This window comes from Pseudomonas sp. Irchel s3h14 (genome assembly GCF_900187425.1).
Classification (GTDB): domain Bacteria; phylum Pseudomonadota; class Gammaproteobacteria; order Pseudomonadales; family Pseudomonadaceae; genus Aquipseudomonas.
In genome coordinates this window covers 19,114-45,854 of sequence record NZ_FYDJ01000026.1, presented here as the reverse complement: position 1 = coordinate 45,854, position 26,741 = coordinate 19,114, and the positions used below count along the sequence as shown (strand labels likewise).

Here is a 26,741-nt window from a genome sequence, read left to right as displayed (position 1 = left end):
GTATTGAGGTCAAGCCAGAGAATCACCCCGACGTGCGCTGGCGGTTTCGGCGGTATCCAGAGCTGCGATCCGCGCAGCGGATTCGCTATCCACCAGGTGCAGCGACTTGCCACGGGTTTCCCGAGTCAAACCGACGGCGACAATGGAGATCAGTGCGGCACAGACCAGGTACCAGGCGATCGGTGTCGAGCTGTGGTACTTGTTGAGCAGCGTGAGGGCAATCAGCGGCGCCAACGAGCCGGCGAAGATCGGAGCCACCTGATAGCACAGGGACAACGCGGTGTAGCGCACGTGGGTCGGGAACATTTCGGCCATCAGCGCTGAGTAGGGCGCGTAGGTCATTGACTCGATCGCCAGGCCCAGGGTGATCGCCCCGATGATCAGCCAGTTGTTGCCGGTGTCCATCATCGGGAAGCCGATGAAGCCCCAGAACGCGGTAAGGATCGCACCCGTCAGGTACACCGGTTTGCGCCCGACCAGGTCGGACAGATAACCCATCAGCGGGATCATGAAGAAATGCAGCAGGTGCGCGCCGAACATCAGAAACAGAATCTCTGAGGTGTCCTTGTGCACCACCAGTTTCAGGTAGGTAATCGAGAAGGTCACGACGGTGTAGTAGAGAATGTTCTCGGCAAACCGCGCACCGATACCGACCAGCACCGCACGCCAGTGATGACGCAACACTTCGACCACGCCCAACTGTTGTTGCTTGTTTTGCGCCTGACGGGCCTGGGCTTCCTTGAAGATCGGCGCGTCATCGACGCTGGTGCGAATCCAGTAGCCGATCAGCACCACCACCGCCGAGAACCAGAATGCTACACGCCAGCCCCACGCGAGGAATTGCTCCTCCGACAGGTTCGATGACAACAGCAGCAACGCGACAGTCGCCACCAGGTTGCCGGCCGGCACGCCGGCTTGCGGCCAGCTGGCCCAGAAGCCTCGGCGATTGTCCGGGCAGTGTTCGGACACCAGCAGAATCGCACCACCCCATTCACCACCGAAGGCGAAACCCTGGATCAGCCGCAGCAGCACCAGTAACACGGGCGCGGCGTAGCCGATCTGGTCGAAACCGGGCAGGCAACCCATCAGGAACGTGGTGATACCGACCACCACCAGGCTCAATTGCAGCAGGCGTTTGCGGCCGAACTTGTCACCGTAGTGACCGAACACCAAACCACCCAATGGGCGGGCGAGGAAGCCGACGGCATACAGGGCGAAGGCGGCGAGAATGCCATCGATCGGGCTGTCGGTCTGGCGAAAGAACAGCTGTCCGAAGACCAGTGCCGAGGCGGTGCCATAGAGGAAGAATTCATACCATTCGGCGACGGTGCCGGCCATGGCGGCGCCCACGACACGTTTGAGTCCCGAAGGTGAAGTTGCGCGGGCGGTGCTGTGAGGATTGGGCATACTGACGTTTCCTGTAGAGGCGCAAAAAACAGGCAGCCGGGCCGGGTCCGCAAGGGACCCGCCCGGCAATCACTCAGAGACCGACGTCCGGCAGTTCCGGACGGTTGGCCAGGGCCTTGGCCATGATCTGCTCGACGAAAACCCGATCGACTTCCGGCAGCGCCAGGCGTGGCGGACGGGTCAGGGCGCTGCCGCGACCGGCGATGGCTTCGCACAGCTTGATGCACTGCACCAGGTCGGCACGGGCGTCGAGGTGCAGGATTGGCATCAGCCATTCGTAGATCGGCATGGCTTCGGCGAAGCGACCGGCCTTGGCCAGGCGGAAGATGGTTTCGCCTTCTTTCGGGAACACGTTGGACATGCCCGAGACCCAGCCTTCGGCGCCCACCGCGATGCTTTCCAGCACCACGTCATCAAGGCCGGCGAACAGCACAAAACGGTCGCCCACTTCATTGCGCACGTCGATGAAACGACGGGTGTCGCCGGAGGAATCCTTGAAGCACACCACGTTGTCGCAGTCGGCCAGGGAAATCAGGATGTCCGGGGTCACGTCGTTTTTGTAGATCGGCGGGTTGTTGTAAACCATCAGCGGCACGTCGGCATTCTTCGCCACGTAGCGGTAGTGCTCGGCGGTCTCGAACGGTTTGGAACCGTAGACCAGCGCCGGCATCAGCATGACCCCGTCAACACCGACGCGGCGCACGGCGTTGGCGACCTTGGCCGCTTGCACGCTGGTGAATTCGGCCACGCCGCAGATCACCGGCACGCGGCCGCGGGAAGCGTCGACCGCGACTTCAGTCACGGCGATTTTTTCTTCGGCGGTCAATGAGGTGTTTTCCCCCACCGAACCGCACACCACCAGGCCCGACACGCCGTCACGGATCACGTTGGAAATCACCTGGTGGGTTTTTTCCAGGTTGATGGTGAAGTCGTCGTTGAATTGAGTGGTCACCGCGGGGAAGACGCCACTCCAGTTAATGCGCTTGCTCATTGTTGCCTCCGGTTCATTTATTGTATTTCGTATACGATATTGTATGTGAAAAAACTCGGCCAGTGCTTTTTTCAGTTACGAGGGGTTTTTTGCTAGCCGTTTGTCAGAGTTTTTTGGTGAGGGTTTGTAAGGCTGTGTTCAGGCCCCAGGCCAGGTGTCAGACAGTCGATAGCCTTGTGGCCACGGATCGCTCGGATCAAGCAGCAACTGGTGGGTGCCGGTGATCCAGGCCCGGCCGGAAATGCACGGGTAAATCGCCGGGCGTCCAGCCACTTCCGTCAGCGAATCGATGCGGCAGTGGAACTCGGAACCGATGATCGAGCGGCCGATAAAACGCTCGCCGACCTGCATCAAGCCCTTGGCCTGCAGCACCGCCATGCGTGCCGAGCAGCCGGTGCCGGTCGGTGAGCGGTCGATCTTGCCGGGTTGAATCACCACCGCGTTGGCGCCGGTGGCAATGCCGTTTTCATAGACGAGGGGAGCAGCGATCTGGCAGAAGGAAATGTGCGACCACTCAGGGTTCAGCGGATGGACAAAGCCCAGTTGTTCATTGGCCGCGCGGGTGATTTTCAGCCCGACCTCGACCAGTTCGGCCGCTTCATCAGGACGAATGGAAAAGCCCAGGCGCTTGGCGTCGGCAATCACAAAACTGTCGCCGCCGTACGCGGTGTCGACCTGCAACGAGCCGACGCCTTCGACTTCGATCCAGGCGTCGAGGCGGTCAGCGAAGGAGGGCACGTTCTTGATTTCCACCCGTTCGACTTTGCCGTCACGGCAGTCGGCCACCGCTTCGATCAGTCCGCCCGGCGCTTCGAGCACCAGTCGGGTTTGCGGTTCTGTCATCGGCAGGATGCCGCTGTCGAGCAACACGGTGGCCACGCACAGCGAGTTGGAGCCGGACATCGGCGGCGTGTCGGCCGGTTCCATGATGATCCAGGCCATCTGCGCCCGAGGATCCTTGGCCGGCACCAGCAGGTTGACGTGGCGGAACACACCGCCACGCGGCTCGTTGAGCACGAAGTTGCGCAGGGTCTGATCCTTGGCAATCCAGCGCGACTGTTCCCACACGGTGGCCCCGGGCGGTGGCGCGACGCCGCCGACGATCACGTCGCCGACTTCGCCTTCGGCGTGGCAGCTGACTACATGAATCACTTTCGATGAACGCATTGTCTGCTCCTTGTTTTGTCTGTTAGGGCCCTTTCGCGAGCAAGCCCGCTCCCACAGGGTTTGGGGCTATACATAGGCCAATGTGGGAGCGGGCTTGCTCGCGAAGGGGCCATTAGTTATTTCACTGATTTCAGAAAGGCCGCAGTTTCTGCATGCACCGGGTTACCAATAACCTGATCAGGCGAGCCGATCTCATGCACCAAACCATTGCGAAAGAACGCCACGCGGTCGGACACATCGCGGGCGAAGCGGATTTCATGAGTCACCAGAACCATGGTCATGCCGTCTTCAGCGAGCATGCGCATGGTGTCCAGCACCTCGCCCACCAACTGCGGATCGAGGGCCGAAGTGGCTTCGTCGAACAGCATGTAATCCGGCGACATAGCCAGGGCGCGGGCGATCGCCATGCGCTGTTGCTGGCCGCCAGAGAGCTTGCCGGGAAAGGCTTTGAGCTTGTCGCCCAGACCGACGTGAGTCAGTTGCTTGACCGCCAGTTCCTCGGCTTCGGCCTTGCTCTTGCCCAGCACTTTGCGCGGCGCCAGCATCACGTTTTCCAGCACGGTCAGGTGCGGGAACGCATTCCATTGCTGGAAGACGATGCCGATCTTCTGCCGCAGACGGTTGAGGTCCGTGGCGCTGTGATGGACCTCGACACCGTCGACGCGGATGTTGCCTTTCTGGATCGGCTCCAGGCCGTTGATGCACATCAATAGGGTGGACTTGCCCGAGCCGGAGCCGCCGATGATCGACACCACCTCGCCCTTGTTCACCGTCAGGTTGACGCCCTTGACCACTTCGAGGTTGCCGAAGGATTTGTGTACGTTGTCGATCTCAATCATTTTCTTGCCACCTTCTTTCCAGACGAGCGCCGAGGCGAGCGACCACCAGGCTCATGACGTAGTAGATGAGGCCCGCGATGCACAGCACCAGCAGCGGTTCCTGAATGCGGGTCACGATGGTTTGCGAGGCGCGCAGCAGTTCGACGATGCCGATCCACATCACCAGCGCGGTGTCTTTCATTACGCTGAGCACCAGGTTCAGCCAACCGGGAAAGGCCACCCGCGTGGCCATCGGCAGGACGATCCAGCGCAGGTCCTGCAGGAAACTCAACCCCAGCGAGCGACTGGCCCGGCGCACGGTGAACGGCACCGACAGCACGCCGCTGCGCACGATCTCGGTGAAGTACGCGGCGGCGTAGACCCCGAGCACAATGCAACCAACGCTGAAGGCGCTGATGTTCAAACCGACGATGCTTTTCAGCGAGTTGAACAACACAAACTGGATCAGCAACGGCACGCTGCGAAACACGTCCAGCACCCAGGCCAGCGGCAGGCTGGCGCGCGGAAACAGCGCCCGCAGCAAGCCGAACAACAGCCCGGCGAAGGAGCCGAGGATGATCGACCAGAACGTGAGTTTCAGAGTGACCCAGGCGCCATCAAGCAAGAACAGCAGGTCATTCCAGGAAAAACTGGTAGTCAACATGGTCACCTCCTCAATAGCGGAACAGCCGCCAGGCCATCAGCCGGGCGACGGCGACGATCGCCTTGGCAATCAGGTAATACAACGCCGCTGCGATGGCGAAGTATTCGAAGGTGCGGAACGTCTTGACGTTGTAGTCCTGGGTCACGCCGGTGAGGTCATTGTTCAGCCCGACGATCACCCCCAGCGACGTCATCAACACCGCCCAAACCATCTGGTTACTCAACGGATAGAAGACGATCCGCAGCAGTTGCGGGACGATGATCATCCGGTAAGCCTGAAAGGCACTCATGCCCAGCGAGCGCGCGGCGCGCACTTGCGTGCCGGGCACAGCCTTGAGGCCGCCGCGAAAGTTTTCCGCCAGGTAGCCGGCGTTGTTGAAGGTGATCCCGGCCAGCAGCGCGAACCATGAGCTGACATGCAAATCCAGCGAGCCGAGGCCGAAGTACAGGACGTAGATCTGGAACAGCGACGGGGTGTTGCGGGCGATCGACACCCAGCCGTTGCCGATGCTGCGCAACAAGGGCTGTTTGGTTTCACGCATCACCGTCAGGGCCAGGGCGATCAGCACGCCGAAGATCATCGACAGCGCGGCGGTCTCGAAGGTGACCCAGGCGCCGGCGAGCATGTCCGGCAGGGCGCGCAGGGTCGCGCGCCATTGGAAGGTGTAATCAAACATGCGCGTGGCTCTCCAGAGAGGCGGCCGATTGCAGCCAGGCCGGCAAACGACCACTGGCCGTGGCGCTGCAGGCGGCGTCGACACATTCGGCGAGGTTGGCGAAGTGCACCTTGCGGCCCACCAGGCCGGGTGCGTAATGGGCGTACTTGCCTGAGTTGGTCATCAAGGTTTTGGCGGCCAACGGGATCACCGGCTCGCCGAGCATGCACCAGCAGGTATCGGTGACCAGGGTCGCGCCGAAGGCTTCGATCACCGCGATATGTCCAGCCTCGCGGGCCTGTTCCAGCACCGCACGACCGCAGGTGATGGCGAGCACGACCTCGGGGTGCTTGTGCCGACCCCGGCACAGTCGCGCCAGATGCGCGAATTCGCTGAGGGAGAAATGCGGATTGCCCAGCGAGACCACATCCACCCGGTTGTCGCGGGCACTGTTGAGCTCGCGCCAGCTGAGCAGCAAATCTTTCAGGCGGATTTTCTCCACCGGCACATCGGCATCCGCCTCCAGCACCTGCGTCGGGTCGAGTGCTTCCGGGGTCACCCCGGCGATATGGAACAGCGGCGCGGCGGAGGTGGTGGCGAAAGCCGCACCGAAAGCTTTCAGGTCATCCAGGCTCGGCTTGCTGTATTCCAGCCCCAGCACCAGCGGAATCCGGCTGCCGGCCAGGGCACCGATGTGGTAACCGAGCAACGGGTAGAAGGCATCGTCCAACTCACGCAAAACCGGTAATTCGATTTGCAGTTTCGCTTTACGCTGCGCGTCCAGATGGCAGCCGATCAGGGGCGCACGGCCGGTCAGGGCGATGCAGATGTCCAGGTAGTCCGGGTATTTCAGGGTGCGTGCGCCGAGCACGCTGTTGGCGTAGACCACGGCGTTGGATTCGGCCCAGACGATTTGCTCGCCGGCCTTCGGCGCGCTGTCGAGCAGGTAGGGCGCGCAGGTGAAACTCAGCTGTGCGCCCATCGCCATGTACGCATCGCCCAAAGCACTGGCCGGCACACCGAGTGCCGGATCAATGCCCAACTCGCGCCAACGGCGCTGGTCGACGGAAATCGAATTGAGGGTAGTCGGCACCCGTACGTTTGCTCCCCACTGCACCAACTGTTCAGCAAAGCGCAGGCTCGCAGGTCCGGTATAAATGCAGCCGTCGATGTGTGCCTGGGTGACATCCACCAGGTGTCGCGCACCTTGCAGTTCAGCCATGCGCAGGACGATCTGCATCGCCACTTGGGCGGCTTTGCCATGCTCGCCGTCGAGCAGCGCCTGATCGTGTTCGGTGAGTTCGATAGCGGTACTTTTTTCTGCTTTCTGCAACGGACTGTCGAGTGCCTGCCAGGCATCGCCCGGCAGGTGTTCGAACACGGTCACCGTTGATGCTTCGACCCGAGCAAAGGCCTTGCCGCGCAAGGCGGCGAAGGCCTCCCGGCCGATGCACAGCACCGGCAGGGAACGCTCGAAAATGGTCTGTGCCACAAGCACGCCCAGGGTCAGGATCTCATCGGGTTCGGCCAGCACCAGTGCGGCCGGCGCATGACCGTTGCTGATCAGTTCCATCAGCACACTGCTGCCGGTGCACGAACCGCGGCCGCTGGGAATCGCCAGCACCCGGCCGGCCAGATGTTCGCCGCTGAGCGGGTGGTGACGGTCGATGACCTCGCCGCTGTACGGATCGACCCCGCCCCAGAAACTCAGCCCGACATCGGCGAACAGCAAGGCGCCTTGTGCGGCGCCGGCGACCAGGCTGCGACCGGTCAGAGAGGTTGGCCTAGGCATGCCGGACACCTCAGTAATAGACCTTGGGCACGGTCAGGTCGGTGGGTGAAATCTCGGTGCCGACCCATTTGGTGAACAGCTCGTTGTATCGGCCGCTGCGCACCTGCTGATTGACGAACAGGTTGAGGTAGTTGAGCAGGCCATACTCGTTGCGCTTGGCGCCCAGGGACACGTAGTCAATGGTGTACGGCGCGTTACCGGCGATTTTCAGGTTCTTGTATTTGCCCGACTTGATCGTGGCGGCGGCCACGGTGTTGGTGACCACAGTGGCGTCGATGTGGCCTTGGGCGACCGCCAGCAGCGTGTCGTTCTGCGACTGATAGGCGCGGAAGGTGCCGGTGCCCCAGCTCTTCACGTCTTTTTCCAGGGCGATGGCTTCATAGGTGCCGCTGGTGTTGCCCAGAGCTTTGCCTTTGATATCGGCGAAGCTGTTGATGCCGGTGTTGTCGCGGGTCAGCACCACCATCTGGAAGGCGAAGTACGGCACGGTGAGGCCGACGGTCTTGGCCCGTTCGAGGGTGTCGGAAGTAGACGCAACGATCACGTCTGCGCGCCCGGAGACCAGAGCCGGAATTCGATCGGGGAAGGGCGTTTCAACCACTTCGGCGTCGACTCCGAGGATCTTCGCCAGGTCGCGGCAGTAGTCCACGTCGAAACCGGCCGGGTTGTTACCTTCATCGCGGAAACCCATGGGTGGGAAGTCCAGGGTCACGGCGCAGCGCAGCTTGCCCGAACCAATAATGTCGTCGAGCTTGTCGGCCTGGGCGGTGGCGATAAAGGACGTACTGAGAACAGCGCTGAGGGCTACGGCAAATGCGGGGTTTTTCATAGAGGCCTCGTTGTCGGAAAGTGCTGTTGGATATCGTATTGTGAATTTCGTATACGATATGTGATTAGCAATGAGCGTGCCTGTTTCCGAGCAGAGGCGAGAATTAATCGCCAAGCCTTGAGTTAAACGTCTTACAAGATTGTGGGAACAGGGCGTAGGAGAAGAACGCCTCGACGGGCCGTATCAGGTGGTGTTACAGAAGGGAGCAGTGGGAACGCCGGGCGCCCCTTAAGGGAACACTTGCCCGGGTTCAGCGACGGCTTTCGCGATACTGACTCGGCGCCAGACTGGTCAAGGCGCGGAACTGCCGGCTGAAGGCGCTGTGATCGGTGTAACCGCAGCGCAGGGCAATCTCGGTGATGGGCAGGTCGGTGTGCAGCAACAGTCGCGAGCCTTCTTCCAGGCGCGCCTTGTGAATCATCTGCCGTGGGGTGAGCTGGAACACCCGTTTGCAATGGCGCTCCAGTTGCGCCACGGAAAACCCGGCGATCGCGGTCAGTTCGGCGAGGCTGATAGGGCGGGCGAAATGGCTGCGGATATGCGCGTCCACCGCCGCGAGTTTCTGGAACGCCGGGTGGCTGGACTGTGGCGTTTGCAGGTCGCGGGAGATGCCGGCCAGGCCGACGATCTGACCTTGCAGGTCGCGCAGCGCGAGTTTGTGGGTCAGGCACCAGACCGGCTGGTTACCGTAATACAGGTGCAGTTCGAGTTGGTCGGCCAGCTCGCGGCCGGTGGACAGCACGCGACGATCCTGCTCGGTGTACAGCGGGCCGAAACGCTCGGGAAAGACCATGTCAGCGGTGCGCCCGAGCAGCTCGTCACTGTGTTTGAAGCCACAGCGCCGGGCCAGGGTCTGGTTGACGAAGGCGTAGCGGGCCTCGCTGTCCTTGATGAAAAACACCACGTCCGACAGGGTGTCGAGCAGCGCCGCGATCGGCTGCAGACTGCTCAGCAGAGTGGGCAGGTCGCAGGGTTTGAAGGTAGTGAGCGAGGCATACATGGCGCTGGGCGTCTGGAGGCAATGCCCGGGATCATAAAGACTCGGCGACGGACCCGAAAGCCCCGGGCCGGCATTCAGGCCGGCGGGGTGTCGTCCAGGCACAACAAGGTCTCGATCCGCGCCGGACTGAAGGGCGGGCGTGGCGCCGAAGGTTGCCAGCCGAACAGGTGCTGCAACGCGCTGCCACACACCCGGCCTTGGCAGGCGCCCATGCCGCAGCGGCTGGCCAGTTTGGCGTCGCGCCAGTCAGTGTGCCCGGCAAGCAGCCCGTAAGGCACGTCTTCGCAACGGCACACCAGGGTGTCGGGTTGTGCCAGCGACTTGAGTTGCAGATCGAGGGTGAAGGCCTTGTTGAGGGCGTTGGCGAAACCCTGCCAGCGCGCACGACGCGGCCACAATGCACAGGCCGAATCAAGGTCACCGACGGCGGCGTGGCCAGCGATTGCGCCTTCGACCAACGCCAGTTCACTGCCACCGAAACCGGTGCATTCACCCGCCGCGTAGTGATCGGCGCGGCGAGTGGCCTGCCAGGCATCGACGGCAATCGCCGGGCCATCGAGCTCGCAGCCCAGAGCCTGGCCGAGTTGGGTATTGGGAATCAGACCGAAGCCGCAAGCCAGGCGATCACATTCCAGTTCGACGACTTTCCCTTGCTGTTGCAGACGCACACCTTCCAGCCGCTCATTGCCCAGGGCCGCCAGTACATGGGTCCCGGTACGGTAATGGCGGTCGAACAACGTGACCGACTGCATCAGCTTGTTGGGCCAGCGTGGCAGTTGCGCGGCGAAACCGGCGACGGCGGCCGCGCGGGCTTGCTCGGCGATACGCAGCACCCGGGCACCGTTGTGTTTTGCGGTGGCGGCGCTGGCGAGCAGTAACGGTCCGCTGCCGGCAATCACAATGCGTTCGTCCTGCACCGGCAGGCCGCTCTTGATTAACGCTTGGAGACCGCCAACCCCGGTCACTCCAGGCAGCGTCCAGCCGGGGAAGGGCAGCAGTAATTCGCGGGCGCCGGTACACAGAATCAGTTTGTCGTAACCGATCAACCAGCCTCTATCGGCGTCTTCGACCAGCAGTTGTTTCGGTCCGGCGCAGGCGATCACCCGAGTGCCGGAGTGGCGGCGGATGTTGCTGCACGCCTCCAGTCGCTCGCGCATCTGACGCGCGGGGTTCGGCAGCTTGGCTTGAGGCCCGTCGCGCCAGATTTGCCCGCCCGGCAGCGGGTTGTCATCGAGCAGGACGATGCGTGCACCGCTTGGTGCTGCGGCGAGCGCAGCGGCCATGCCGGCGGGACCGGCACCGATGATCAGCAGGTCGGCGTATTCGCTCATGCTTGAGTCTCCACGTGCATACCTTCACGGCACAGCGTCTGGCAGGCCAGGCGCCGTCGCCCATCGATGGTTACTCGGCATTCCTGGCAAATGCCCATGCCGCACAACGGTGCGCGACGTTGGCCACAGACCGAGGTGCGCGTGCAGCCATCGCCGCTCAGCGCCAGTGCCGCGGCGACGCTGGTGCCCTCGGCAACCCGCAGGGCTCGTCCGTCCAGCATCAATTCAGGCATAAACGGGCTCTCCGAGAAAACGTTGCGGCAGATACGGTTGCGCGGCCAGTGGCGGCGTTTCGTCGAACAGCTGCGCGACCAGCAGGTCGGCGGTGCCGGGGGCGGTCGTCACGCCGAGGCCCTCGTGACCGACCGCCAGCCATAAACCTTTGCGTTGCGGGTGCTGACCCACCAGCGGCAAGCCGTCGGGGCTGGCAGCGCGAAAACCGGTCCAGGCGCGGATGCCGTTGAGCTGAGCCAGCCCCGGCATGTAGTCGGTGGCACGCCGGAGCATTTTCGCCAGCATCCAGCCTTCGACTTGCGGGTCGGTGGTGCCGAATTGTCGCGAGGCACCGATGAACAATTGCCCGGTTGGCCGGGGCTGAATATTGCACGCCGTCGATGGGCCAGTGGCGTTGTGGGCGCTGGTGACGTAACCGAGTTCCACCAGGGTATGGGTGACCTTGCCGGGGTAGCGGTCAGTGATCAGCAAGTGGCCTTTCTTCGGCTCGATCGGCAACTCCGGGCAGAGCTCGTTGGCCTGGACGCCGTTGGCCAGAATCACTGCTTCGGCGCTCAGCCAGTGGCCGTTGTCGAGTCGCACGCGGTTGCCGTCGACTTCGCTGACCCGCGCCCGGCGTTGGCTGATGTTTGGTGTGTCCAGCATCCAATTAGCCGTCGCCGGCGCATAAAGAATGCCGTCGCCATTGATCAGCAGTCCGCCTTCCAGGCCCTCACGCAGTTCCGGCTCGCGCTGGTGCAAGGCACTGCCGGAGATCAACTCGCAGGCCACGCCTTGGGCCTGCAAGTTCAGGTATTTGCTGTGGGCGACGGTCATTTCTTCGGCATTGGCCGCGAGCCAGAGGGTGCCATTGCAACGGTAGGCGCAGCCGTCGGGCAGGGCCGGCGCCAGTTCGCGCCAGCGTTGCAGGGAATATTGACTGAGGGCCAGTTCGGCCGGGTTGTCGTCGAGGACCAGCAAGTGGCCCATGCCCGCCGCCGTGGCGCCGGGCAGGCCGGCGTCCAGCACCAGCACGCGCAAGCCGCGACCCGCCAGCGCCTGGGCACACGCGGCGCCGATGATGCCGGCGCCGATCACGATCACATCGGCCACCAGGCCCTCGTTCACGGGCGAATGCCCCAGGCGAACGGGTCGTCCTGTTCGATGATCAGGCTGGCTTCGGCGCTGATAAAGGCGCGGCCGCGAATGGTCGGCACGATGCGCTCGCCCTGAAGTTCGTAGGAACCTTCGAACTCGCTGCCGATGACGCTGGCCTGACGCCAGATCTGTCCCGGCTGCAATTTGTCGTCGGCCGCCAGGCACGCCAGTTTGGCGCTGGTGCCGGTGCCGCAGGGCGAGCGGTCGTAGGCTTTGCCAGGGCAGAGGACGAAGTTGCGGCTGTCGGCCTGCTCGTCATCGGCGAACAGCTCGACATGGTCGATCAAGCCGCCGTCTTCGCCGCGGATTCCCTGAGCCTCCAGTGCTTGCTGCACGGCGTAGGTGTAGGCGGTCAGCGTATCGAGGTTATCGCCGGCAATGCGCAGGCCATGCTCGGCAATCAGGAAAAACCAGTTCCCACCCCAGGCAACATCGCCGGTTACTTGGCCGATCCCCGGCACCTGTAGCGACAGCGCTTTGCGGTAACGGTAGGCCGGCACGTTGCGCACGCTGACCGAATGGTCTTCGTGCAGCGTCGCCTGCACCGTGCCCACCGGGGTTTCGATGCTGTGCACGCCTGGGCCGATCTTGCCCAGATGCGCCAGCGAGGCCACCAGACCGATGGTGCCGTGGCCGCACATGCCGAGGTAACCGCTGTTGTTGAAGAAAATCACGCCGGCACAGGCGCTCGGGTCCACCGGCTCACAGAGCAGGGCGCCGACCAGCACATCGCTGCCTCGGGGTTCGAGCACGGAGGCAGCGCGCCAATGATCATGCTGTTCGGCCAGCCGCTGTCGACGTTCGGCCATGCTGCCGTTGCCCAGATCAGGAAAGCCGGCGGTCACCAGGCGGGTCGGTTCGCCGCCGGTGTGGGAGTCGATCACGGTGATGCGTTTCATGGGATGGCCACGTCCGTTCAGATGAGTGAACGAAAGAGTGGCCTGTGCGGGGGCTTGTCGGCTTGATGGTTTTATCCAGTGCCGATGACGAAATCGGCACAGTGCGGCGAGCCGTCAGTGGTGGTGAGGCAGGTGTTCGAACAGGGTCTTGCAGACCCCGGCAATGTGCTCGTCGAGCAACTTCACTGCCAGGTCCACGTCACCGGCGCGACAGGCCGCGAGGATTTCACGGTGTTCGTGATCGGCGCGCTCCTTGCCGGCCGACAGGCTCATCTGCATGCGCAGGTAGCGCTCCAGTTTGTCGTTGACCGAGCGGATCAGGCCGACCAGAAACGGTCGTTGCGCCGGTTCGTAGAGACAAGCGTGCAGTTCCCAGTTGAGCTCGGCCCAGCGTCCCACGTCATCTTCGCCGATGAACTCCTGGCAGATGCGTTCGGCACGAGCGAAGGTGTCTTCGGTCATGTTGGGAATGGCCAGGCGCAGCACCTTGTCTTCGAGCAGCATGCGCACTTCGAACATCTGCGCCAGTTCTGCATCGGAAACCCGCGTGACCATCGCCCCGCGATTACGCTGGAACATCACCAGGCCCTCGGCCTCCAGGCGCTTGAGGGCTTCGCGCACCGGAATCTTGCTGACGTTGAACTGGCGGGCGATGTCGTCCTGGCGAATCGGCTCGTCCTCGGCGAAATGCCCGGCGACGATGGCGTCACGTAGATGACGGGTGATGATTTCCGACGTCGAAGGCGAATTGCCAAGGTCGGGCGCGTTGAGTTTTGTCAGGGCCACGGTCGTGATCGTTAGGATTGAATTGCAGATATGGTATACGAATTTTCCCTGGGTGTTCCTTCGTCGATGTCCAGGACCTCCAGCCACTGCAATATCTTCCCGATCCGATTGCAACTGCTACGCTACGTTCTGGCAGCGCTCGAGTCGTTCATGCCATCAAGGTGGCGGGCGACAAGCGGTTACCTGCAAGGAGGCAGGCTGAGGTGATCAAGCACATTGGCAATGCAAGTGCAGACATCGTTCCCGAGCCTCTCGCTCGGGAAGAGGTGGAGCGGGTGCTCGCGTTGATATTGGCCAGCCCGTTGTTCGCCAAGTCCAGGCGGATGGGCAGCCTGCTGCGCTTTCTGGTCGAGCACGATCTTCAGTTCCCGGATATCCCCCTTACCGAGCACGCCATCGGCATCTCGGTGTTTCGCCGTGATCCGGCGGTCTACTGCACCGGCGATGATCCGGTGGTGCGGGTTCAGGTAGGCCGGTTGCGGCGCAAGCTCGCCAGTCATTACGCCACGTTTGGCCAACAGGATCCGGTGCGCCTGAGCATTCCGGCCGGTTGTTATCGGCTGGCGTACCAGCGACTCAGACTCAAAGGCCTCGCTATTCGCCATCCTGTCCTGCAACTCCAGCCGTTTACCTGCATCACCCGCGACGGCGACGACTTTACCCAGGGCTTGTGCGAAGAGTTGAGTTGCAGGCTGTTCGAGTCGTTTGAACAGACGCAAACCCGCGCCAGTCATGTGCTGATGAAGGTGCCGCGAAGCAGCGTGAAAACACTGGCCCAAGGGCGGACGGGGCGGGGCAGCTATTCGCTGGAAGGCAGCGTGCGGGTGGAGCCGGCTCGTGTCCGGGCCTCGGTACGCCTGATTGATGTCGCTCAGGGCCGCATTCGCTGGTCAGAGCAGTTCGATCGCAATCAGCCCTATGGCATTGCCACTCAGGAAGATTTGGCCGAGTCCATTTGCCGGTCGTTGACGGGCTATTTCGCCCGGGGTGGCAATGACGATTGATGAGCCGAGGGGCAACCGCAAGATTGCCCCCGGATGTTGGTGTTACACGGTAGTCCAGATACCGCCAGAGTAGAGGCGGGTCGCATTGTTATCGAAGGTCAGGTCGATTTCGACGGATTGCGAGCGCGAGGTGCTGAACATGGTGCTGGTCTGCACGTTCTGTTCGAACCACACCAGAATGGTCTCGACGGGGGTTAGCACGGTCTGGCCGGTGACTACTTGTGCCGAGGCCACGTAGATGGGCGTGCTGATCTGTTTGCCATCGATGCCCGTGGACAATTGGCTGATGCCGGGGTGGATCGCACCGTAGTTGTTCACCAGGGTGATGGAGGTGTCGGGGCCACCGCTCGTCGCCGAACCCAACAGGCCGGCATTGTCGAGTATCGACTGTTGGCCCAGCCCGATATTGACGAGGTTGGTCGATACATCAACCTGCACGTTGGCCTGGAAAGAGTTGGCGCCGAACAACTGATACTGGGGCGTCCAGCTGAAAGTGCTGTTGCTCAGGTACTGGACGTAGGACTGCCAGACCACGTTGTAGGCTTCATTGCCGACCTTCTTGGCAAAGCACAGCTTGTAGCCTGATTGTTTGAGCAGGGTCAGATCAGCGGCGGCGATCTGGATCTTGACCGACTTTAGGGTGGCCGCCAGGGTCGACGTCAGCACCTTGCTGTAGTCGGTGGTTTTCAGGGCTGTTGGGGCGACGCTCTGGAACGACTTGAAAGCCTCTTGCACGTCTTTGTGCAGTTGCTGGCTTTGTTTACTGACTGCGCTTGACTGACTCATGGTTTCCCTCTTCCTTGGTTGAGTGTTGGGCAATCAATGGGCAGCGGGCTTCGAATCCGGCGGACGGTGCCGATGATGTGTCACGACCCTGTAAGCACATTGACGGCTTCACAGTAGACGGGTCGTGCAGTGCGGCGAAGTGTCTTGGCGTTACAGTCTGAAGGGGCATTGGTGCCGGTGCGGAGGAGGAAGTAACAGCCGGCGTAACGGTGTTGTATCAACGTTCGGGAAGGTTCCAGCTTTCGCGTATTTGCTCATATTCCGCCTCGGGCATTTGAACCAGCAGAGGGGACTGGTGAGGATCAAGCCAATGGAACAAACGAGAAATATCCGCTGAATCCATCGCGGTGCAGCCCAGCGTCGGAGAGGTGGGACCGCGCCAGATGTGGAAGAAAATGCACGAGCCCGAGGCGGGGGACGCCGGCGTATTGTGCTCGATGAATATGCCTTTTCGATACGTGTCGTCATCGCGGCGCATACGTTCGGAGCTGTTCCAGTCTTTCGAAATAGCCGCTCCATCGACAAGCTCGTTATAGCGTGCGGAGTGGCTGTCATCCACGCATTCGATGGTCGAGGTCAGCGCCAGGTAAGGCAGTTTGGTGTCGGCCGTGCTGTCGTAGCCAAACGCCGTCCCCAGTTTGAATACCCCGGCAGGTGCTTTGCCATCACCTTCATGTTTGACCGGGCCTTCGCGTTGCTCAACGCTGCTCTGGCCCTTGCCCCACGCCAGCCCGCTCTTGCCGACCACCACCGGAAACGACACTTCGTATTTTCGAAAGGTGTTTCCCTGCCGTTCATAGCGCTGGGCTGTGCCCTGGATGTCAGTCCAGTTTTTTGTGGTGACCACAATCAGCTGATTGGCGGTGTCGAGAACATCGCGTGCACCCAGCGGCGTGATGGGGAAGTCCATCACGTTCTTCGGCGAACCTTCCCCACTGTAAGTGAAGTGCCACCATTCCTTCGAGTACCCGGTAAACCCTTCTTTCTCCATGGCCCTGCTGAGCTTCTGGCGATTGTCCCTGGCGGCAGCGCTGATCGTCGGGTTGGCGGTATGCGCTCGCTCATCGAAGCAATCGAAACCGGTGCCCATATCGAGTGCGCCGTCGCGCCAACGCTGGCCATAGGGCGCCGTGCAATCGACTTGCCCGGCTGAAGGTGTCCAGGTATCGGCGGGCAGGGCATCCGGGCCGGTCAGTGTCAGGTCCACGGTTGAGCCTTTGGAGTGGTTCGACACCCGGGCCACGTAACCCAGGCGCCAGAAGTCCTGCTTGTCCACGCGCGGATAGAACTCGGCCTTGCGTGGGTCGCCTGGTTCCGTCGCGAAACGCCCCATATCGGCAACGGCACGGCTGGGCCGATAACAGTCAAACACCTTCAAACCGTAGCCTTGCGCACGCAATGCCGTTTGTACCCGGGCGAGGGCCTTGGCGGCGTCCAGCGATAACAGGCACTGTGCCGCGGCGTAACCGTCGAGTGGGTGCCCGGTGAAGTTGTGAGCGCTGGCATAGCGAATGTCTTGCTCGATGCCCGGATCAATCGTACGCAGATACACCATGTTCTCGGGGCGTGTCTCTGCACCGGCCATGCCGGGCACGACAATGCTCAGGCACAGGGCCCATCGCAGACAGGTCCGCGCGAGCCTGTTTTGCTGATCCATTGTGCAACGATGGTGGTTTGATCTGCCCGTCAGGGTTTTGGACGATCGAATGTCCAAGGCTCGCCTCTCGTATGATTTTTTACGCTTTCTTTACAGTGGTCATTTTCGTCCGACACGATACTGACCGCGTTTTTAACGTCGATACGTATAGCACTTCACCTCTTGGCTTAGCGACGTGTGGACCAATGTCATTAATAACCGTTTGAATCAATGCCTTTTTACGGCCGCCTATCTCAAACGGCCTCGGGGAGCCGTCTCGCTCAAGGATGGCATGCACTTTCTCCCCCCCATTCAGAGAGTCTACCGTGAGCGAAACAACGACCGTTGCACATGAAAATTCTCACGCCAAAACGTCAGGTGCAGGCTTGCTCGTTGCCGCTGTCGGAGTGGTTTACGGGGACATTGGCACCAGCCCCCTCTACACGTTGAAAGAAGTATTTTCCGGTCACTACGGAGTTCAGGTAAATCACGACGGAGTGCTAGGCATTCTGTCGTTGATCTTCTGGTCACTGATCTGGGTGGTCTCGATCAAGTACGTGCTGTTCATCCTTCGCGCCAACAACCAGGGCGAAGGCGGCATTATGGCGTTGACGGCTTTAGCCCGCCGCGCGGCAGCACCTTATCCGCACATGAGCAAGGTACTGGTTCTGCTCGGCCTGTTCGGTGCGGCACTTTTTTACGGGGACAGCATGATCACCCCGGCTATTTCGGTGCTTTCTGCGGTTGAGGGACTTCAGCTGGCGTTTGACGGAATAGAGCACTGGGTTGTGCCCTTGTCGGTGATCGTGCTGGTGGCGCTGTTCTTGATACAGAAACACGGCACGGCTCGCATCGGTATCCTGTTCGGCCCGGTCATGGTGCTGTGGTTTTTGGTGTTGGGCGCGCTCGGGATCTACGGCATTTTACAGCGGCCCGAAGTGTTGCAAGCGCTTAACCCTGCTTGGGCGGTGCAGTTCTTCGTGGTTCATCCGGGAATGGGGGTGGCGATTTTGGGCGCCGTCGTGTTGGCATTGACCGGTGCTGAAGCGTTGTATGCCGACATGGGCCACTTTGGTCGCAAACCGATTTCTCGTGCCTGGTTCATTCTCGTGTTGCCCGGTTTGGTGCTCAACTACTTTGGCCAAGGCGCCTTGATCCTAGGAAACCCGGAGACTGTGCGCAACCCGTTCTATTTGCTCGCGCCTGAATGGGCACTGCTGCCGATGGTCGCGCTGTCCACGCTGGCTACCATCATCGCTTCTCAAGCCGTGATCTCCGGTGCTTTCTCCCTGACTCGCCAGGCCATCCAGCTGGGTTACGTCCCTCGCATGTTTATCCAGCACACCTCCAGCCAGGAGCAGGGACAGATCTACATCGGCACGGTTAACTGGGCGTTGATGGTCGGTGTTGTGTTGTTGGTGATTGGTTTTGAGTCGTCCAGTGCTTTGGCCGCAGCTTATGGCGTCGCTGTGACGGGGACCATGCTGATCACAACAATCTTGTCTTCGGCTGTCGTCCTGCTCTTATGGAAAACGCCGCGCTGGTTGGCCATCCCGATGCTGCTCGGATTTTTGCTGGTAGACGGTCTGTATTTCGCGGCCAACGCGCCGAAGATTTTTCAGGGCGGTGCGTTCCCGGTGATTGCCGGCATTGGCCTGTTCATTTTGATGACGACCTGGAAGCGGGGCAGGAAGATTGTTGTTGAGCGGCTGGATGAAACGGCGCTTCCTCTACCGCTCTTCATCGGCAGCATCCGTACGCAGCCTCCCCATCGCGTACAAGGCACGGCGGTGTTTCTGACGGCCAGGGCCGATGCCGTTCCTCATGCGTTGCTGCACAACCTGTTGCATAACCAGGTTTTGCATGAACAAGTCGTGTTGCTCACGGTAGTGTCTGAAGACAGCCCTCGCGTAAGTGCTGACAGACGATTTGAGGTCGAAGCCTATGGTGAAGGCTTCTTCCGGGTCAGTCTGCACTTTGGTTTTATCGAGGAGCCCGATGTCCCCCTGGCCTTGAGTCTCTGTCACTTGGCTGAGCTGGATTTCAGTCCGATGCGCACCACCTATTTCCTCAGCCGAGAAACGGTCATTGCGACCAAACGCATGGGTATGGCTCGTTGGCGAGAGAGTCTGTTTGCCTTTTTACTCAAGAACGCCAACAGCAATCTGAAGTACTTCAAATTGCCACTGAACAGGGTGATAGAGCTGGGCACACAGGTCGAGATGTAGCGATAAACAAAGCTGCTGACTCCAGCACCATAGGCTCAAGAAAGCCTAAATGGATGCCTGGTAAGTTGGTAAAAGGATTGGGGGCAAGCGCATAAAGATCTAAATTTCAGTGGTGTTCAAGATACGTAGATCAGCTCTCAGGGGAAATGATCGAGTCTGGACTGGGTTCAGCAGCTAGTTTCAATCGGTCAGCTTTACTAATGTATTTAGACTTGCTTGGCGGTGCCAATTTGGCACTGGCCTTTTTTGCGTGAGCCTTTAATAGCTGCTGTATTTTTTTACGACGATTCATTTTCTACTCGGCTTGTAAGTCTTGAATGATGACAGAGGTTTGCGCACGAAGCCCAAGGAGTGAGATAGGGCTTCACTGCGTCTTGGAGCATATCAACCAGCTCAGGATGGTTACGACTGCAGACGATCAGGAGGTATGGTAAGCGTGAATCGGGGGCAGTGGCCAGGTTGTTGAGTTCCCGATACCCGCAGCACCCGCTACAGCCCAAAGCAGACATTCACCGCCGCATCTCTCAGGCAAATGCAGCCTCGATAAATGCCTCCAGCGCCTTGTCTTCCAGGATCTCGATAGAGAAGTGCCCGAAGCGCTTGGGCAACCAGATGATGCGTGCCCCGGACGGGGATTGCAGGTTTGCGCGGGCCAATGGCTTTCCGTTTTCGTCTTCTGGCTGAACACCGGCGACCATCAGTTCGTCATAGGCCTTCTCGATGTCCGGTGTCGAGTAGCAGTGGCGATAAATCATCCCCTCGCCCGAGGAGTCCAATAGCTCCTTCAGGTTCCCCGCCAACGGCTGCACCAACATGAAACGCTCTTGGCCGATCAGCGCAATCGCGTAGCGCACGTGCAGACCACCTCGTTCCCAGACGAGCGTTTTGGAGATCCTGGCTTTCAGTATCTGCGCGTAGTACGCACAGGCTTCTTCGAGGTTCTTGACCAGTACATCGACGTGACTGAACTTCAGTTCCATTGCATGCCTGTTGGTGGATCATCTAGACGGTGGGTCGCTACGCCCTGCTGGGCATTTCAAACAGTATCATGCTGGCGGAGATCACGGCGAACCGGGTGCTGGATGAAATTGATCCACCTGAATAATCGCTGTGGGAGCAATCTCGCTCCCACAGGTCCGTATTTTTATGGCTGTAGCGATCAGCTTCCAGCCCGCTTATTCAATGCCTCTTCCGCCGCGGCAATTTCAGCCTGACGCTTGACGATCATGTCGCCAATCGGTGGACCCTGGAAGCGTCGGGCTTCAAAACCGAACCAGACGATAGCCGTCAGCACCAGAAAACCGATGGTGATGTACAGCGCCCAATCGTTCGGTGGCTGGATGCCGATGACGAAAATGATCACCATCGAGAGGATCGAGAGGATGGCGAACACCGAGTACCAGAAACGTCCCATGTTCCACGGCCCCATGGTTGGCCACTTCGAAGTCCCAAATGTGAACAGGCCCAGGATGATGGGAATGACGAAGGAGAAGAACAGGAAGATCACCGTGCAGGACACCACGATGGTATAGACCGGCGTTTCACCAATCGAGATTACCGATGATCCCCAGACGAACAATACCGCGAGCGTGGCACCGGTCCAGATCGCCGCCACCGGGCTGCGGAGGGTCGGCGAGACCGAGGACAGCGCTTTGGAGAAGGGCAGGCCGCCGTCCCGGGAGAACGCGAAGATCATGCGTGAGACCGAGGTCACGGTCGCCAACCCGCAGAGAAACTGCGAGATGAAAATCGCCACATAAAGCGCCAGCTTCACAGTCGGATTGACCTGGGTGTCCATGGCCCAGAAAAACACGCTCCAGCCATGCTTCGCCGCCTCGTCCATGTTTGGCAGCATCAGCACAAACGAACTGAGCATGACCCAGCCGAACAGCAGCGACCAGACCACCGACATGACCATGCCGCGTGGCACCGACATGGCGGCATTTCGGGTCTCTTCCGAGGTATGCGCGGAGGCGTCATAGCCCGTGATGGTGTAGATCGGCAACAGCAGGCCGAGCATGAATATCCAGCCGTTCGACACCTGTGGCCAGACGCTGCCGCCAGCCTCGCCGGAGTAGTTGCTGAAGGTCCATAACCGGGCGAACTCATAGCTGGGTGCAGAGATCAGGCAGACGATGGTCAGCGCGAGCGCCGTGGCGAAAATCAGATAGCCCGAGAAGTCGGTGAGCTTCGCGGTCAGACCGATACCCAGGTGGTTACACATGGCCTGGATGCCCGTCAGGATCGCCAGGAAAATCACCCGGGTCGTGGTGGTGTCTTCCATCCCCAGGGCCGGCCCGAAGGCGCCGAAAAAGAAGTAATAGGTGCCGACGTTGATCGCACCGAGCACGGTGACCAGTCCGAGCAAGTTGAACCACGCGGTCAGCCAGCCGGTGAAGCGGTTACCGAGAATCGAGCCCCAGTGATAGAGGCCGCCAGCGGTAGGGTAGGCCGAGGAAATCTGCGCCATGGCCATGGCGAAAACCCCGGAGATCAGGCAACCGATCGGCCAGCCGATGCCGATTGACGCACCGCCTGCACCCGAGGTGCCCTGGGCGAGTGAATTGATACCACCCGAGAGGATGCAGATGATCGAAAAGGAAATGGCAAAGTTGGAGAAAACGCCCATGCGTCGCGAGAGCTGCTGGGCATAGCCCATGTTGTGCAGCACCTTGACGTCATCGTCTTGCGGCGTGCTCGTGCCGGGCTGGCTTGCTGGATTCATGTTGTGTGCCCCTTGTCAGGTTTTGGTACAGGCCGAACTGAGCCGCCGTAGGCTGCGACCTTGGTTTTTTGTGGGAGCCGAGCTTGCTCGCGATGGACTAAAGGGCGACGCGTTTATTCAGAAAGCACGCGTTATCGTTAACGTCCATCGCGAGCAAGCTCGGCTCCTACAAACGGCCGTGGTACGCCGCTTCGAAAATTTCTGCCGCGCCATTTCGGGTCAATGGCAGCGGGTTGCCGCCGGCGCAGGGGTCGACAATCGCCATGTCCGCGATCAGGTCGGCCTGCCGGTCATCCACCCCCAGCTCAACCAGCGTATGGGGCACGCCGATGTCCTTGCGCAACTTGAGGACGAAGGCCAAAAAACTGTCGAAGCCGGGCGAGGGCAGGCGCAAATAAGCGGCGAGGCGGGTGATGCGTTCCTCGATGGCCGGGCGATTGAACTTCAGGACATAGGGCATGAACGTGGCGTTGGTCATGCCGTGATGGGTGTCGTACAGGGCGCCCACCGGATGTGAGAGGGCGTGCATCCCGCCCAGACCTTTCTGGAAAGCGGTAGCGCCCATCGCGGCAGCCGCGAGCATTTCCGCGCGCGCCTCCAGGTCCGAAGGTGTGTGCACGGCTCGCACCAAGGCATTGGCGACCAGGCGCATACCTTCCACCGCAATGCCTTCGGCCATGGGGTGAAAACCGGGGGCGCAATACGATTCCAGACAATGCGCAAACGCATCCATGCCGGTGCCAGCCGTGACTTTGGCCGGCATGCCGACGGTGAGGGCCGGGTCGCTGATGACCACGCGCGGCATCATCTTCGGGTGGAAGATGATGCGTTTGGTGTGCGTACGCTCATCGATGATCACCGCCGCACGGCCCACCTCGGAGCCGGTACCCGCCGTGGTCGGCACCGCAATGATCGGGGCGATGCTGCCTTCGTCGGCGCGGGTCCAGTAGTCGCCGATGTCTTCGAAATCCCACACCGGTCGGGTCTGGCCGCTCATGAAGGCGATGAGCTTGCCCATGTCCAGGCCACTGCCGCCGCCGAAGGCGACCACGCCATCGTGTTTGCCGGCGCGCCAGGCGTCGAGCCCGCCCGCCAGATTGGCTTCGACCGGATTGGGTTTAAGGTCGCAAAACAGCGCGACGCCAAGGCCGGCGGCGCGCAAGGCGTCCAGCGCTGCGGCGGTGATCGGGGCGCGCGCCAGGCCACTGTCGGTGACCAGCAACGGTCGCTGGATCCCTTGGCTGCGGCAGATCTCGGCGAGCTCGGCGATGCGGCCGACACCGAAGCGGATGCTTGTGGGGTAGTTCCAGTTCGCGGTCAGGCTCATGGCTCAGATCTCGTGGCGCAAATGGAAGGATTTCGCTCGCGTCAGGTTGTCATAACCCAGGCGCGACAGCGTGACGCCGCGCCCGCTGTTCTTCACTCCGGTCCAGGCCAGGGCCGGGTCCAGGTAATCGCAGCGGTTCATGAACACGGTGCCGGTGTCGATCTCGTTGCCCAGGCGTTCGGCGGCGGCAAGGTCTTGCGTCCAGATGGACGCGCTGAGCCCGAACTCACTGTCGTTCATCAAGGCGATGGCTTCGTCATCGCTGGCCACCGGCATGATGCCGACCACCGGGCCAAAGCTTTCCTCGCGCATCACCGACATTTGATGGGTGACATCCACTAATACTTGCGGCGCAAGGTAGGCGCTGCCCGGCGCATCGGCAGGAAAATCCCTTGGATCGATCAGCGCCCGAGCGCCTTGGGTCAGTGCGTCGGCGATCTGACCACGAACGAAATCAGCGGCGTTCGGTGTCACCAGCGGACCGAGCGTGGTGGCTTCGTCCAGTGGGTTGCCCAGCACATATTGGCGGGTCAAAGAAACGAAGCGCTCGACAAACGCCGGGTAAATTTTTTCATCGACATAAATGCGCTCGACGGCACAACAGCTTTGCCCGGAGTTGAAGAAGCTACCGTCCACCAGGTTTTCCACTGCATGTTCGAGGTTGGCGTCTGCCCGGACGTAGGCCGGGTCTTTACCGCCGAGCTCCAGGCCCACGCCGAGGAAACCTCCGACGGCAGCGTGTTCCATGGATTTGCCAGCTTCGACTGAGCCGGTGAAGTTCACCTGTTGCACGCGTCCAGAGGCGATGATCGCTCCGGTATAAACATGACTGAGCAGCAGGTTCTGGAACAGCCCTTCGGGCAGATGGGCGCGGCGAAACGCCTCGGCGAACCGTTCACCCACCAGCAGCGTTTGTGAGGCGTGTTTGAGGATGACGCTATTGCCGGCCATCAGCGCGGGGATGATCGTATTCACTGCCGTCAGATAGGGGTAATTCCAGGGCGCGACGACCAATACCGTACCCACCGGCTCGCGTTTGATACAGCGTCGAAAACCGGCGACAGGCGTGGGTTCAATCGCAGCCAGGGCTTCAGGCGCAATGGCGATCATATGCCGGGCACGCTCTTCGAAACCGCGCAGTTCACCCGCGCCAAAGCGCACCGGTCGGCCCATTTGCCAGGCCAGTTCCGGCACGATGTCAGCCTTCATCGCCAGCATCGCATCCACCGCGGCGCTACAGAAGGCGGCGCGTTCGCTCAGTGGCCGGCGTTTCCATTGCGTCTGGGCAGCTTCGGCCGCCGCCAGCGCCTGGTCGATTTGCGCCGCATCGGCGCAGCGGCGTTCGGCATAGACCCGGCCATCGACCGGGGAGATCAGTTGAATGGTTGAAGTCATGATGGCGGTCTCAATAGCGCTCAAAACCGCGCTGCAGTTCCCAGTCAGTAATCCGCCGGTCGTACTCTTTCTGCTCCCATTCGGCGGTGTGCACGTAGTGGTCGATCACTTCATCGCCGAACGCTTCGCGCAACATGGTCGAGCCCTGGAGTGCGGCGCAAGCTTCGCGCAGGGTCTTCGACACTTCAGGCAAGTGTTCATCGACGTAGGCATCGCCCTCAAAGGGCGGCGTAAGGCTGAGCTTCTCGTCGATACCGGCCAGTCCCGCCGCGATCAACGCGGCGAAGGCCAGATAAGGGTTGAGGTCGGCGCCGCCAATGCGACATTCGATGCGGATGGATTTGCTGCCTTCTGCGCACAAACGAAAGCCCGCAGTGCGATTGTCCCGACTCCACACCGCCCGGGTCGGGGCAAAGGTGCCGGCCTGAAAGCGCTTGTACGAATTGATGTAGGGCGCGAGAAAACAGGTGATGTCGTTGGCATATTTAAGCTGCCCGGCCACCCAGGAACGCATCAGTTTCGACATGCCGAACTCAGCCTTGGCGTCGAAGAACAGCGGCTTTTTACCGTTCTTGTCCCACAGTGAATTGTGGACGTGGCTGCTGGAACCGGCGGCGTCATAGCGCCACTTGGCCATGAACGTGATCGCCTTGCCCTGCAGTTGCGCGATCTCTTTGCAGGCGTGCTTGATGATGACGTGGTGGTCGGCCATGGTCAGGGCATCGGCATAACGGATGTTGATCTCTTCCTGGCCCGGCCCCCATTCACCCTTGGAGTTTTCCACGGGAATACCGGAGGCCTGCAGATGCTTGCGAATCGCCCTCAGCACCGGCTCTTCGCGGGTGGTCTGCAGGATGTTGTAGTCCTCGATGTAGTGACCGGCCGTTTTCGGCTTGTGGTAGTTGCGCTCGTGGATCGCCTCGTAACTCTCGTCGAACAGATAGAACTCCAGTTCCGAGGCGAACATGCCGGTGTAGCCGCGTTCGCGCAGTCGCTCGACCTGCTTTTTCAGGATCGCCCGCGGGCTGTGCGGCAGGTCGCGCCGATGGTGATGATCGAGCACATCGCAGAGCACCAGCGCCGTGCACTCAAGCCACGGCACCCGCCGCAACGTGGCCATATCGGGTTTGAGCACAAAGTCGCCATAGCCTTTGCTCCAACTGGCCGCGGCGTAACCCGGCACCGGTTCCATGTCGATGTCGTCGGCCAACAGGTAATTGCAGCAGTGGGTTTCTTCATGGCCGCTGTCGATGAAAAACTCGACCTGGAATCGCTTGCCGACCAGTCGGCCTTGCATGTCGACCATGCAGACCAGAACGGTATCGATCTCGCCGGAGGCGGCAGCACGCTTGAGTTGATCAAAACTGAGGAGGGGCTCGGTCATCACGTAGTCCTGCGTGAATTGTTTGGGCCTGTCTGAAATAGCTGTTGCAGACGCTCTCCAGAACAAACCAAAACCTGCAGACGCGAGCATCGTGTGCAATGAGCTGCTGTAAGCGTAGCCTACTGTTGCAGTGTGCAAGTTTCGGAAATCGCAGCCTGATGAGTCGGGCGCAAAGGCGAGAACTGATCGCCCTCCAACGCGAGGAAACAACCATGACAAAGAAGAGAGAGCACAACACCTACCAACGTCTCGAACAGCAGTACCCGGATTACCTGGCTGCCGTGGAGGCCTTGGGTACGGCGGTGCGTCATACCGGCCCACTGGAGGAGATCGTTGTCCAGCTGATCCAGCTCGGTGCCGCGGCGGCCATCCGTTCTGAGGGCGCGGTGCACAGTCATACCCGACGGGCACTGGAGGCGGGCGCCACGCCAGAGCAGATCCGTCACACGCTGATCTCGCTGACTAGCACGATCGGTTTCCCGACCGTCGTTGCGGCCATCAGTTGGGCGGATGATGTGATTGAGACGTGAACGAGTTCGCTGGAAG

Annotated in this window: 25 protein-coding genes and 1 pseudogene; 4 read left to right on the top strand and 22 right to left on the bottom strand. The window is 60.9% G+C overall.

The genetic code is table 11. The features are described 5' to 3' along the window. Positions 1 to 9: 9 nt before the first annotated feature. The 14 genes from abaF to CKW16_RS28535 all read right to left on the bottom strand — a co-directional run bounded on the left by abaF (position 10) and on the right by CKW16_RS28535 (position 13,710). A complete protein-coding gene (gene abaF / locus CKW16_RS28600) occupies positions 10 to 1,407 on the bottom strand; it encodes a fosfomycin efflux MFS transporter AbaF (RefSeq protein WP_095132641.1) in 1,398 nt (465 codons plus the stop codon). A 73-nt stretch (positions 1,408 to 1,480) separates the two neighbouring features. Next, entirely contained in the window at positions 1,481 to 2,398 is a 918-nt protein-coding gene (locus CKW16_RS28595; RefSeq protein WP_095132639.1) for a dihydrodipicolinate synthase family protein, read from the bottom strand. 138 nt (positions 2,399 to 2,536) lie between these two features. Continuing rightward, positions 2,537 to 3,565, bottom strand: coding sequence for a proline racemase family protein (locus CKW16_RS28590; RefSeq protein ID WP_076030925.1), 1,029 nt, complete (start codon positions 3,563 to 3,565; stop codon positions 2,537 to 2,539). 116 nt (positions 3,566 to 3,681) lie between these two features. Beyond that, on the bottom strand, positions 3,682 to 4,404 hold the full coding sequence (locus CKW16_RS28585) for an amino acid ABC transporter ATP-binding protein (protein WP_008157200.1): 723 nt from the start codon (positions 4,402 to 4,404) through the stop codon (positions 3,682 to 3,684). Then, entirely contained in the window at positions 4,397 to 5,047 is a 651-nt protein-coding gene (locus tag CKW16_RS28580; RefSeq protein ID WP_056745275.1) for an amino acid ABC transporter permease, read from the bottom strand. The genes CKW16_RS28585 and CKW16_RS28580 overlap by 8 nt, the downstream gene beginning before the upstream one ends. A 10-nt stretch (positions 5,048 to 5,057) precedes the next feature. Continuing rightward, positions 5,058 to 5,723, bottom strand: coding sequence for an amino acid ABC transporter permease (locus tag CKW16_RS28575; protein WP_095132637.1), 666 nt, complete (start codon positions 5,721 to 5,723; stop codon positions 5,058 to 5,060). Next, on the bottom strand, positions 5,716 to 7,494 hold the full coding sequence (locus CKW16_RS28570; protein ID WP_095132635.1) for an aconitase X: 1,779 nt from the start codon (positions 7,492 to 7,494) through the stop codon (positions 5,716 to 5,718). Before CKW16_RS28570 ends, CKW16_RS28575 begins: the two co-directional genes overlap by 8 nt. Positions 7,495 to 7,504: 10 nt before the next feature. Next, a complete protein-coding gene (locus CKW16_RS28565) occupies positions 7,505 to 8,323 on the bottom strand; it encodes a transporter substrate-binding domain-containing protein (protein ID WP_095132633.1) in 819 nt (272 codons plus the stop codon). Between the two features lie 250 nt (positions 8,324 to 8,573). Beyond that, positions 8,574 to 9,323 carry an AraC family transcriptional regulator gene (locus CKW16_RS28560; protein ID WP_008157205.1) on the bottom strand — a complete coding sequence of 250 codons (750 nt, stop codon included), beginning with the start codon at positions 9,321 to 9,323 and terminating at the stop codon, positions 8,574 to 8,576. Between the two features lie 74 nt (positions 9,324 to 9,397). Then, positions 9,398 to 10,654: an FAD/NAD(P)-binding oxidoreductase gene (locus CKW16_RS28555; RefSeq protein ID WP_095132631.1), complete on the bottom strand. Its 1,257-nt coding sequence runs from the start codon at positions 10,652 to 10,654 to the stop codon at positions 9,398 to 9,400. Continuing rightward, on the bottom strand, positions 10,651 to 10,887 hold the full coding sequence (locus CKW16_RS28550; protein ID WP_095132629.1) for a (2Fe-2S)-binding protein: 237 nt from the start codon (positions 10,885 to 10,887) through the stop codon (positions 10,651 to 10,653). Before CKW16_RS28550 ends, CKW16_RS28555 begins: the two co-directional genes overlap by 4 nt. Then, a complete protein-coding gene (locus CKW16_RS28545) occupies positions 10,880 to 11,995 on the bottom strand; it encodes an FAD-binding oxidoreductase (protein ID WP_095132627.1) in 1,116 nt (371 codons plus the stop codon). The genes CKW16_RS28550 and CKW16_RS28545 overlap by 8 nt, the downstream gene beginning before the upstream one ends. After that, positions 11,992 to 12,924 (bottom strand): 4-hydroxyproline epimerase, encoded by a 933-nt coding sequence (locus tag CKW16_RS28540; protein ID WP_095132625.1) that lies wholly within the window; start codon positions 12,922 to 12,924, stop codon positions 11,992 to 11,994. Before CKW16_RS28540 ends, CKW16_RS28545 begins: the two co-directional genes overlap by 4 nt. 114 nt (positions 12,925 to 13,038) lie before the next feature. After that, complete coding sequence (locus CKW16_RS28535; RefSeq protein ID WP_176471612.1) at positions 13,039 to 13,710, bottom strand: GntR family transcriptional regulator; 672 nt, start codon at positions 13,708 to 13,710, stop codon at positions 13,039 to 13,041. A gap of 203 nt (positions 13,711 to 13,913) precedes the next feature. On the opposite strand from CKW16_RS28535, the gene CKW16_RS28530 reads away from it, so the two are divergent. After that, positions 13,914 to 14,714 (top strand): hypothetical protein, encoded by an 801-nt coding sequence (locus CKW16_RS28530; protein ID WP_095132623.1) that lies wholly within the window; start codon positions 13,914 to 13,916, stop codon positions 14,712 to 14,714. A gap of 42 nt (positions 14,715 to 14,756) precedes the next feature. Here CKW16_RS28530 and CKW16_RS28525 read toward each other — a convergent pair whose 3' ends face one another. After that, positions 14,757 to 15,500, bottom strand: a complete 744-nt coding sequence (locus CKW16_RS28525; protein ID WP_095132621.1) for a hypothetical protein — start codon at positions 15,498 to 15,500, stop codon at positions 14,757 to 14,759. A 217-nt stretch (positions 15,501 to 15,717) separates the two neighbouring features. Further along, positions 15,718 to 17,157 carry a M15 family metallopeptidase gene (locus CKW16_RS28520; RefSeq protein WP_095132619.1) on the bottom strand — a complete coding sequence of 480 codons (1,440 nt, stop codon included), beginning with the start codon at positions 17,155 to 17,157 and terminating at the stop codon, positions 15,718 to 15,720. Positions 17,158 to 17,462: 305 nt separating this feature from the next. Between CKW16_RS28520 and CKW16_RS28515 the strand changes: the two genes are divergently transcribed. Further along, the gene (locus CKW16_RS28515) at positions 17,463 to 19,364 is read left to right on the top strand and encodes a potassium transporter Kup (protein ID WP_095132617.1); all 1,902 of its coding nucleotides are present in this window, start codon (positions 17,463 to 17,465) and stop codon (positions 19,362 to 19,364) included. Between the two features lie 130 nt (positions 19,365 to 19,494). On the opposite strand, the gene CKW16_RS28510 is transcribed toward CKW16_RS28515, so the two are convergent. Both CKW16_RS28510 and CKW16_RS28505 read right to left on the bottom strand, forming a co-directional pair. After that, a complete protein-coding gene (locus CKW16_RS28510; RefSeq protein WP_095132615.1) occupies positions 19,495 to 19,656 on the bottom strand; it encodes a DUF2986 domain-containing protein in 162 nt (53 codons plus the stop codon). Positions 19,657 to 19,888: 232 nt separating this feature from the next. Then, positions 19,889 to 20,344 (bottom strand): VOC family protein, encoded by a 456-nt coding sequence (locus tag CKW16_RS28505; RefSeq protein ID WP_095132614.1) that lies wholly within the window; start codon positions 20,342 to 20,344, stop codon positions 19,889 to 19,891. 10 nt (positions 20,345 to 20,354) lie between these two features. On the opposite strand from CKW16_RS28505, the pseudogene CKW16_RS32990 reads away from it, so the two are divergent. After that, positions 20,355 to 20,469 (top strand): annotated as a pseudogene (locus tag CKW16_RS32990) (DUF6124 family protein); the annotation flags it as partial. Positions 20,470 to 20,523: 54 nt separating this feature from the next. Here CKW16_RS32990 and CKW16_RS28500 read toward each other — a convergent pair. The 4 genes from CKW16_RS28500 to CKW16_RS28485 all read right to left on the bottom strand — a co-directional run bounded on the left by CKW16_RS28500 (position 20,524) and on the right by CKW16_RS28485 (position 26,195). Continuing rightward, positions 20,524 to 22,089, bottom strand: a complete 1,566-nt coding sequence (locus CKW16_RS28500) for an amino acid permease (RefSeq protein WP_095132612.1) — start codon at positions 22,087 to 22,089, stop codon at positions 20,524 to 20,526. 166 nt (positions 22,090 to 22,255) lie between these two features. Beyond that, on the bottom strand, positions 22,256 to 23,416 hold the full coding sequence (locus CKW16_RS28495; protein ID WP_046046824.1) for an iron-containing alcohol dehydrogenase: 1,161 nt from the start codon (positions 23,414 to 23,416) through the stop codon (positions 22,256 to 22,258). Between the two features lie 3 nt (positions 23,417 to 23,419). Next, positions 23,420 to 24,811 carry an aldehyde dehydrogenase family protein gene (locus tag CKW16_RS28490; protein ID WP_095132610.1) on the bottom strand — a complete coding sequence of 464 codons (1,392 nt, stop codon included), beginning with the start codon at positions 24,809 to 24,811 and terminating at the stop codon, positions 23,420 to 23,422. A gap of 10 nt (positions 24,812 to 24,821) precedes the next feature. Next, complete coding sequence (locus CKW16_RS28485) at positions 24,822 to 26,195, bottom strand: glutamine synthetase family protein (protein WP_095132608.1); 1,374 nt, start codon at positions 26,193 to 26,195, stop codon at positions 24,822 to 24,824. Positions 26,196 to 26,407: 212 nt separating this feature from the next. Between CKW16_RS28485 and CKW16_RS28480 the strand changes: the two genes are divergently transcribed. Beyond that, the gene (locus CKW16_RS28480) at positions 26,408 to 26,725 is read left to right on the top strand and encodes a carboxymuconolactone decarboxylase family protein (RefSeq protein WP_095132606.1); all 318 of its coding nucleotides are present in this window, start codon (positions 26,408 to 26,410) and stop codon (positions 26,723 to 26,725) included. Positions 26,726 to 26,741 lie beyond the last annotated feature (16 nt).

Excerpts from the sequence above, each read along its gene's own strand:
- CKW16_RS28570 (WP_095132635.1), bottom strand. The coding sequence starts at position 7,494 with ATGCCTAGGCCAACCTCTCTGACCGGTCGCAGCCTGGTCGCCGGCGCC.
- CKW16_RS28565 (WP_095132633.1), bottom strand. The coding sequence starts at position 8,323 with ATGAAAAACCCCGCATTTGCCGTAGCCCTCAGCGCTGTTCTCAGTACG.
- CKW16_RS28485 (WP_095132608.1), bottom strand. The coding sequence starts at position 26,195 with ATGACCGAGCCCCTCCTCAGTTTTGATCAACTCAAGCGTGCTGCCGCC.
- CKW16_RS28500 (WP_095132612.1), bottom strand. The coding sequence starts at position 22,089 with ATGAATCCAGCAAGCCAGCCCGGCACGAGCACGCCGCAAGACGATGAC.
- CKW16_RS28480 (WP_095132606.1), top strand. The coding sequence starts at position 26,408 with ATGACAAAGAAGAGAGAGCACAACACCTACCAACGTCTCGAACAGCAG.
- CKW16_RS28505 (WP_095132614.1), bottom strand. The coding sequence starts at position 20,344 with ATGGAACTGAAGTTCAGTCACGTCGATGTACTGGTCAAGAACCTCGAA.
- CKW16_RS28575 (WP_095132637.1), bottom strand. The coding sequence starts at position 5,723 with ATGTTTGATTACACCTTCCAATGGCGCGCGACCCTGCGCGCCCTGCCG.
- abaF (WP_095132641.1), bottom strand. The coding sequence starts at position 1,407 with ATGCCCAATCCTCACAGCACCGCCCGCGCAACTTCACCTTCGGGACTC.
- CKW16_RS28555 (WP_095132631.1), bottom strand. The coding sequence starts at position 10,654 with ATGAGCGAATACGCCGACCTGCTGATCATCGGTGCCGGTCCCGCCGGC.
- CKW16_RS28550 (WP_095132629.1), bottom strand. The coding sequence starts at position 10,887 with ATGCCTGAATTGATGCTGGACGGACGAGCCCTGCGGGTTGCCGAGGGC.
- CKW16_RS28490 (WP_095132610.1), bottom strand. The coding sequence starts at position 24,811 with ATGACTTCAACCATTCAACTGATCTCCCCGGTCGATGGCCGGGTCTAT.
- CKW16_RS28520 (WP_095132619.1), bottom strand. The coding sequence starts at position 17,157 with ATGGATCAGCAAAACAGGCTCGCGCGGACCTGTCTGCGATGGGCCCTG.
- CKW16_RS28580 (WP_056745275.1), bottom strand. The coding sequence starts at position 5,047 with ATGTTGACTACCAGTTTTTCCTGGAATGACCTGCTGTTCTTGCTTGAT.
- CKW16_RS28560 (WP_008157205.1), bottom strand. The coding sequence starts at position 9,323 with ATGTATGCCTCGCTCACTACCTTCAAACCCTGCGACCTGCCCACTCTG.
- CKW16_RS28595 (WP_095132639.1), bottom strand. The coding sequence starts at position 2,398 with ATGAGCAAGCGCATTAACTGGAGTGGCGTCTTCCCCGCGGTGACCACT.
- CKW16_RS28525 (WP_095132621.1), bottom strand. The coding sequence starts at position 15,500 with ATGAGTCAGTCAAGCGCAGTCAGTAAACAAAGCCAGCAACTGCACAAA.
- CKW16_RS28590 (WP_076030925.1), bottom strand. The coding sequence starts at position 3,565 with ATGCGTTCATCGAAAGTGATTCATGTAGTCAGCTGCCACGCCGAAGGC.
- CKW16_RS28495 (WP_046046824.1), bottom strand. The coding sequence starts at position 23,416 with ATGAGCCTGACCGCGAACTGGAACTACCCCACAAGCATCCGCTTCGGT.
- CKW16_RS28510 (WP_095132615.1), bottom strand. The coding sequence starts at position 19,656 with ATGAATCGTCGTAAAAAAATACAGCAGCTATTAAAGGCTCACGCAAAA.
- CKW16_RS28540 (WP_095132625.1), bottom strand. The coding sequence starts at position 12,924 with ATGAAACGCATCACCGTGATCGACTCCCACACCGGCGGCGAACCGACC.
- CKW16_RS28585 (WP_008157200.1), bottom strand. The coding sequence starts at position 4,404 with ATGATTGAGATCGACAACGTACACAAATCCTTCGGCAACCTCGAAGTG.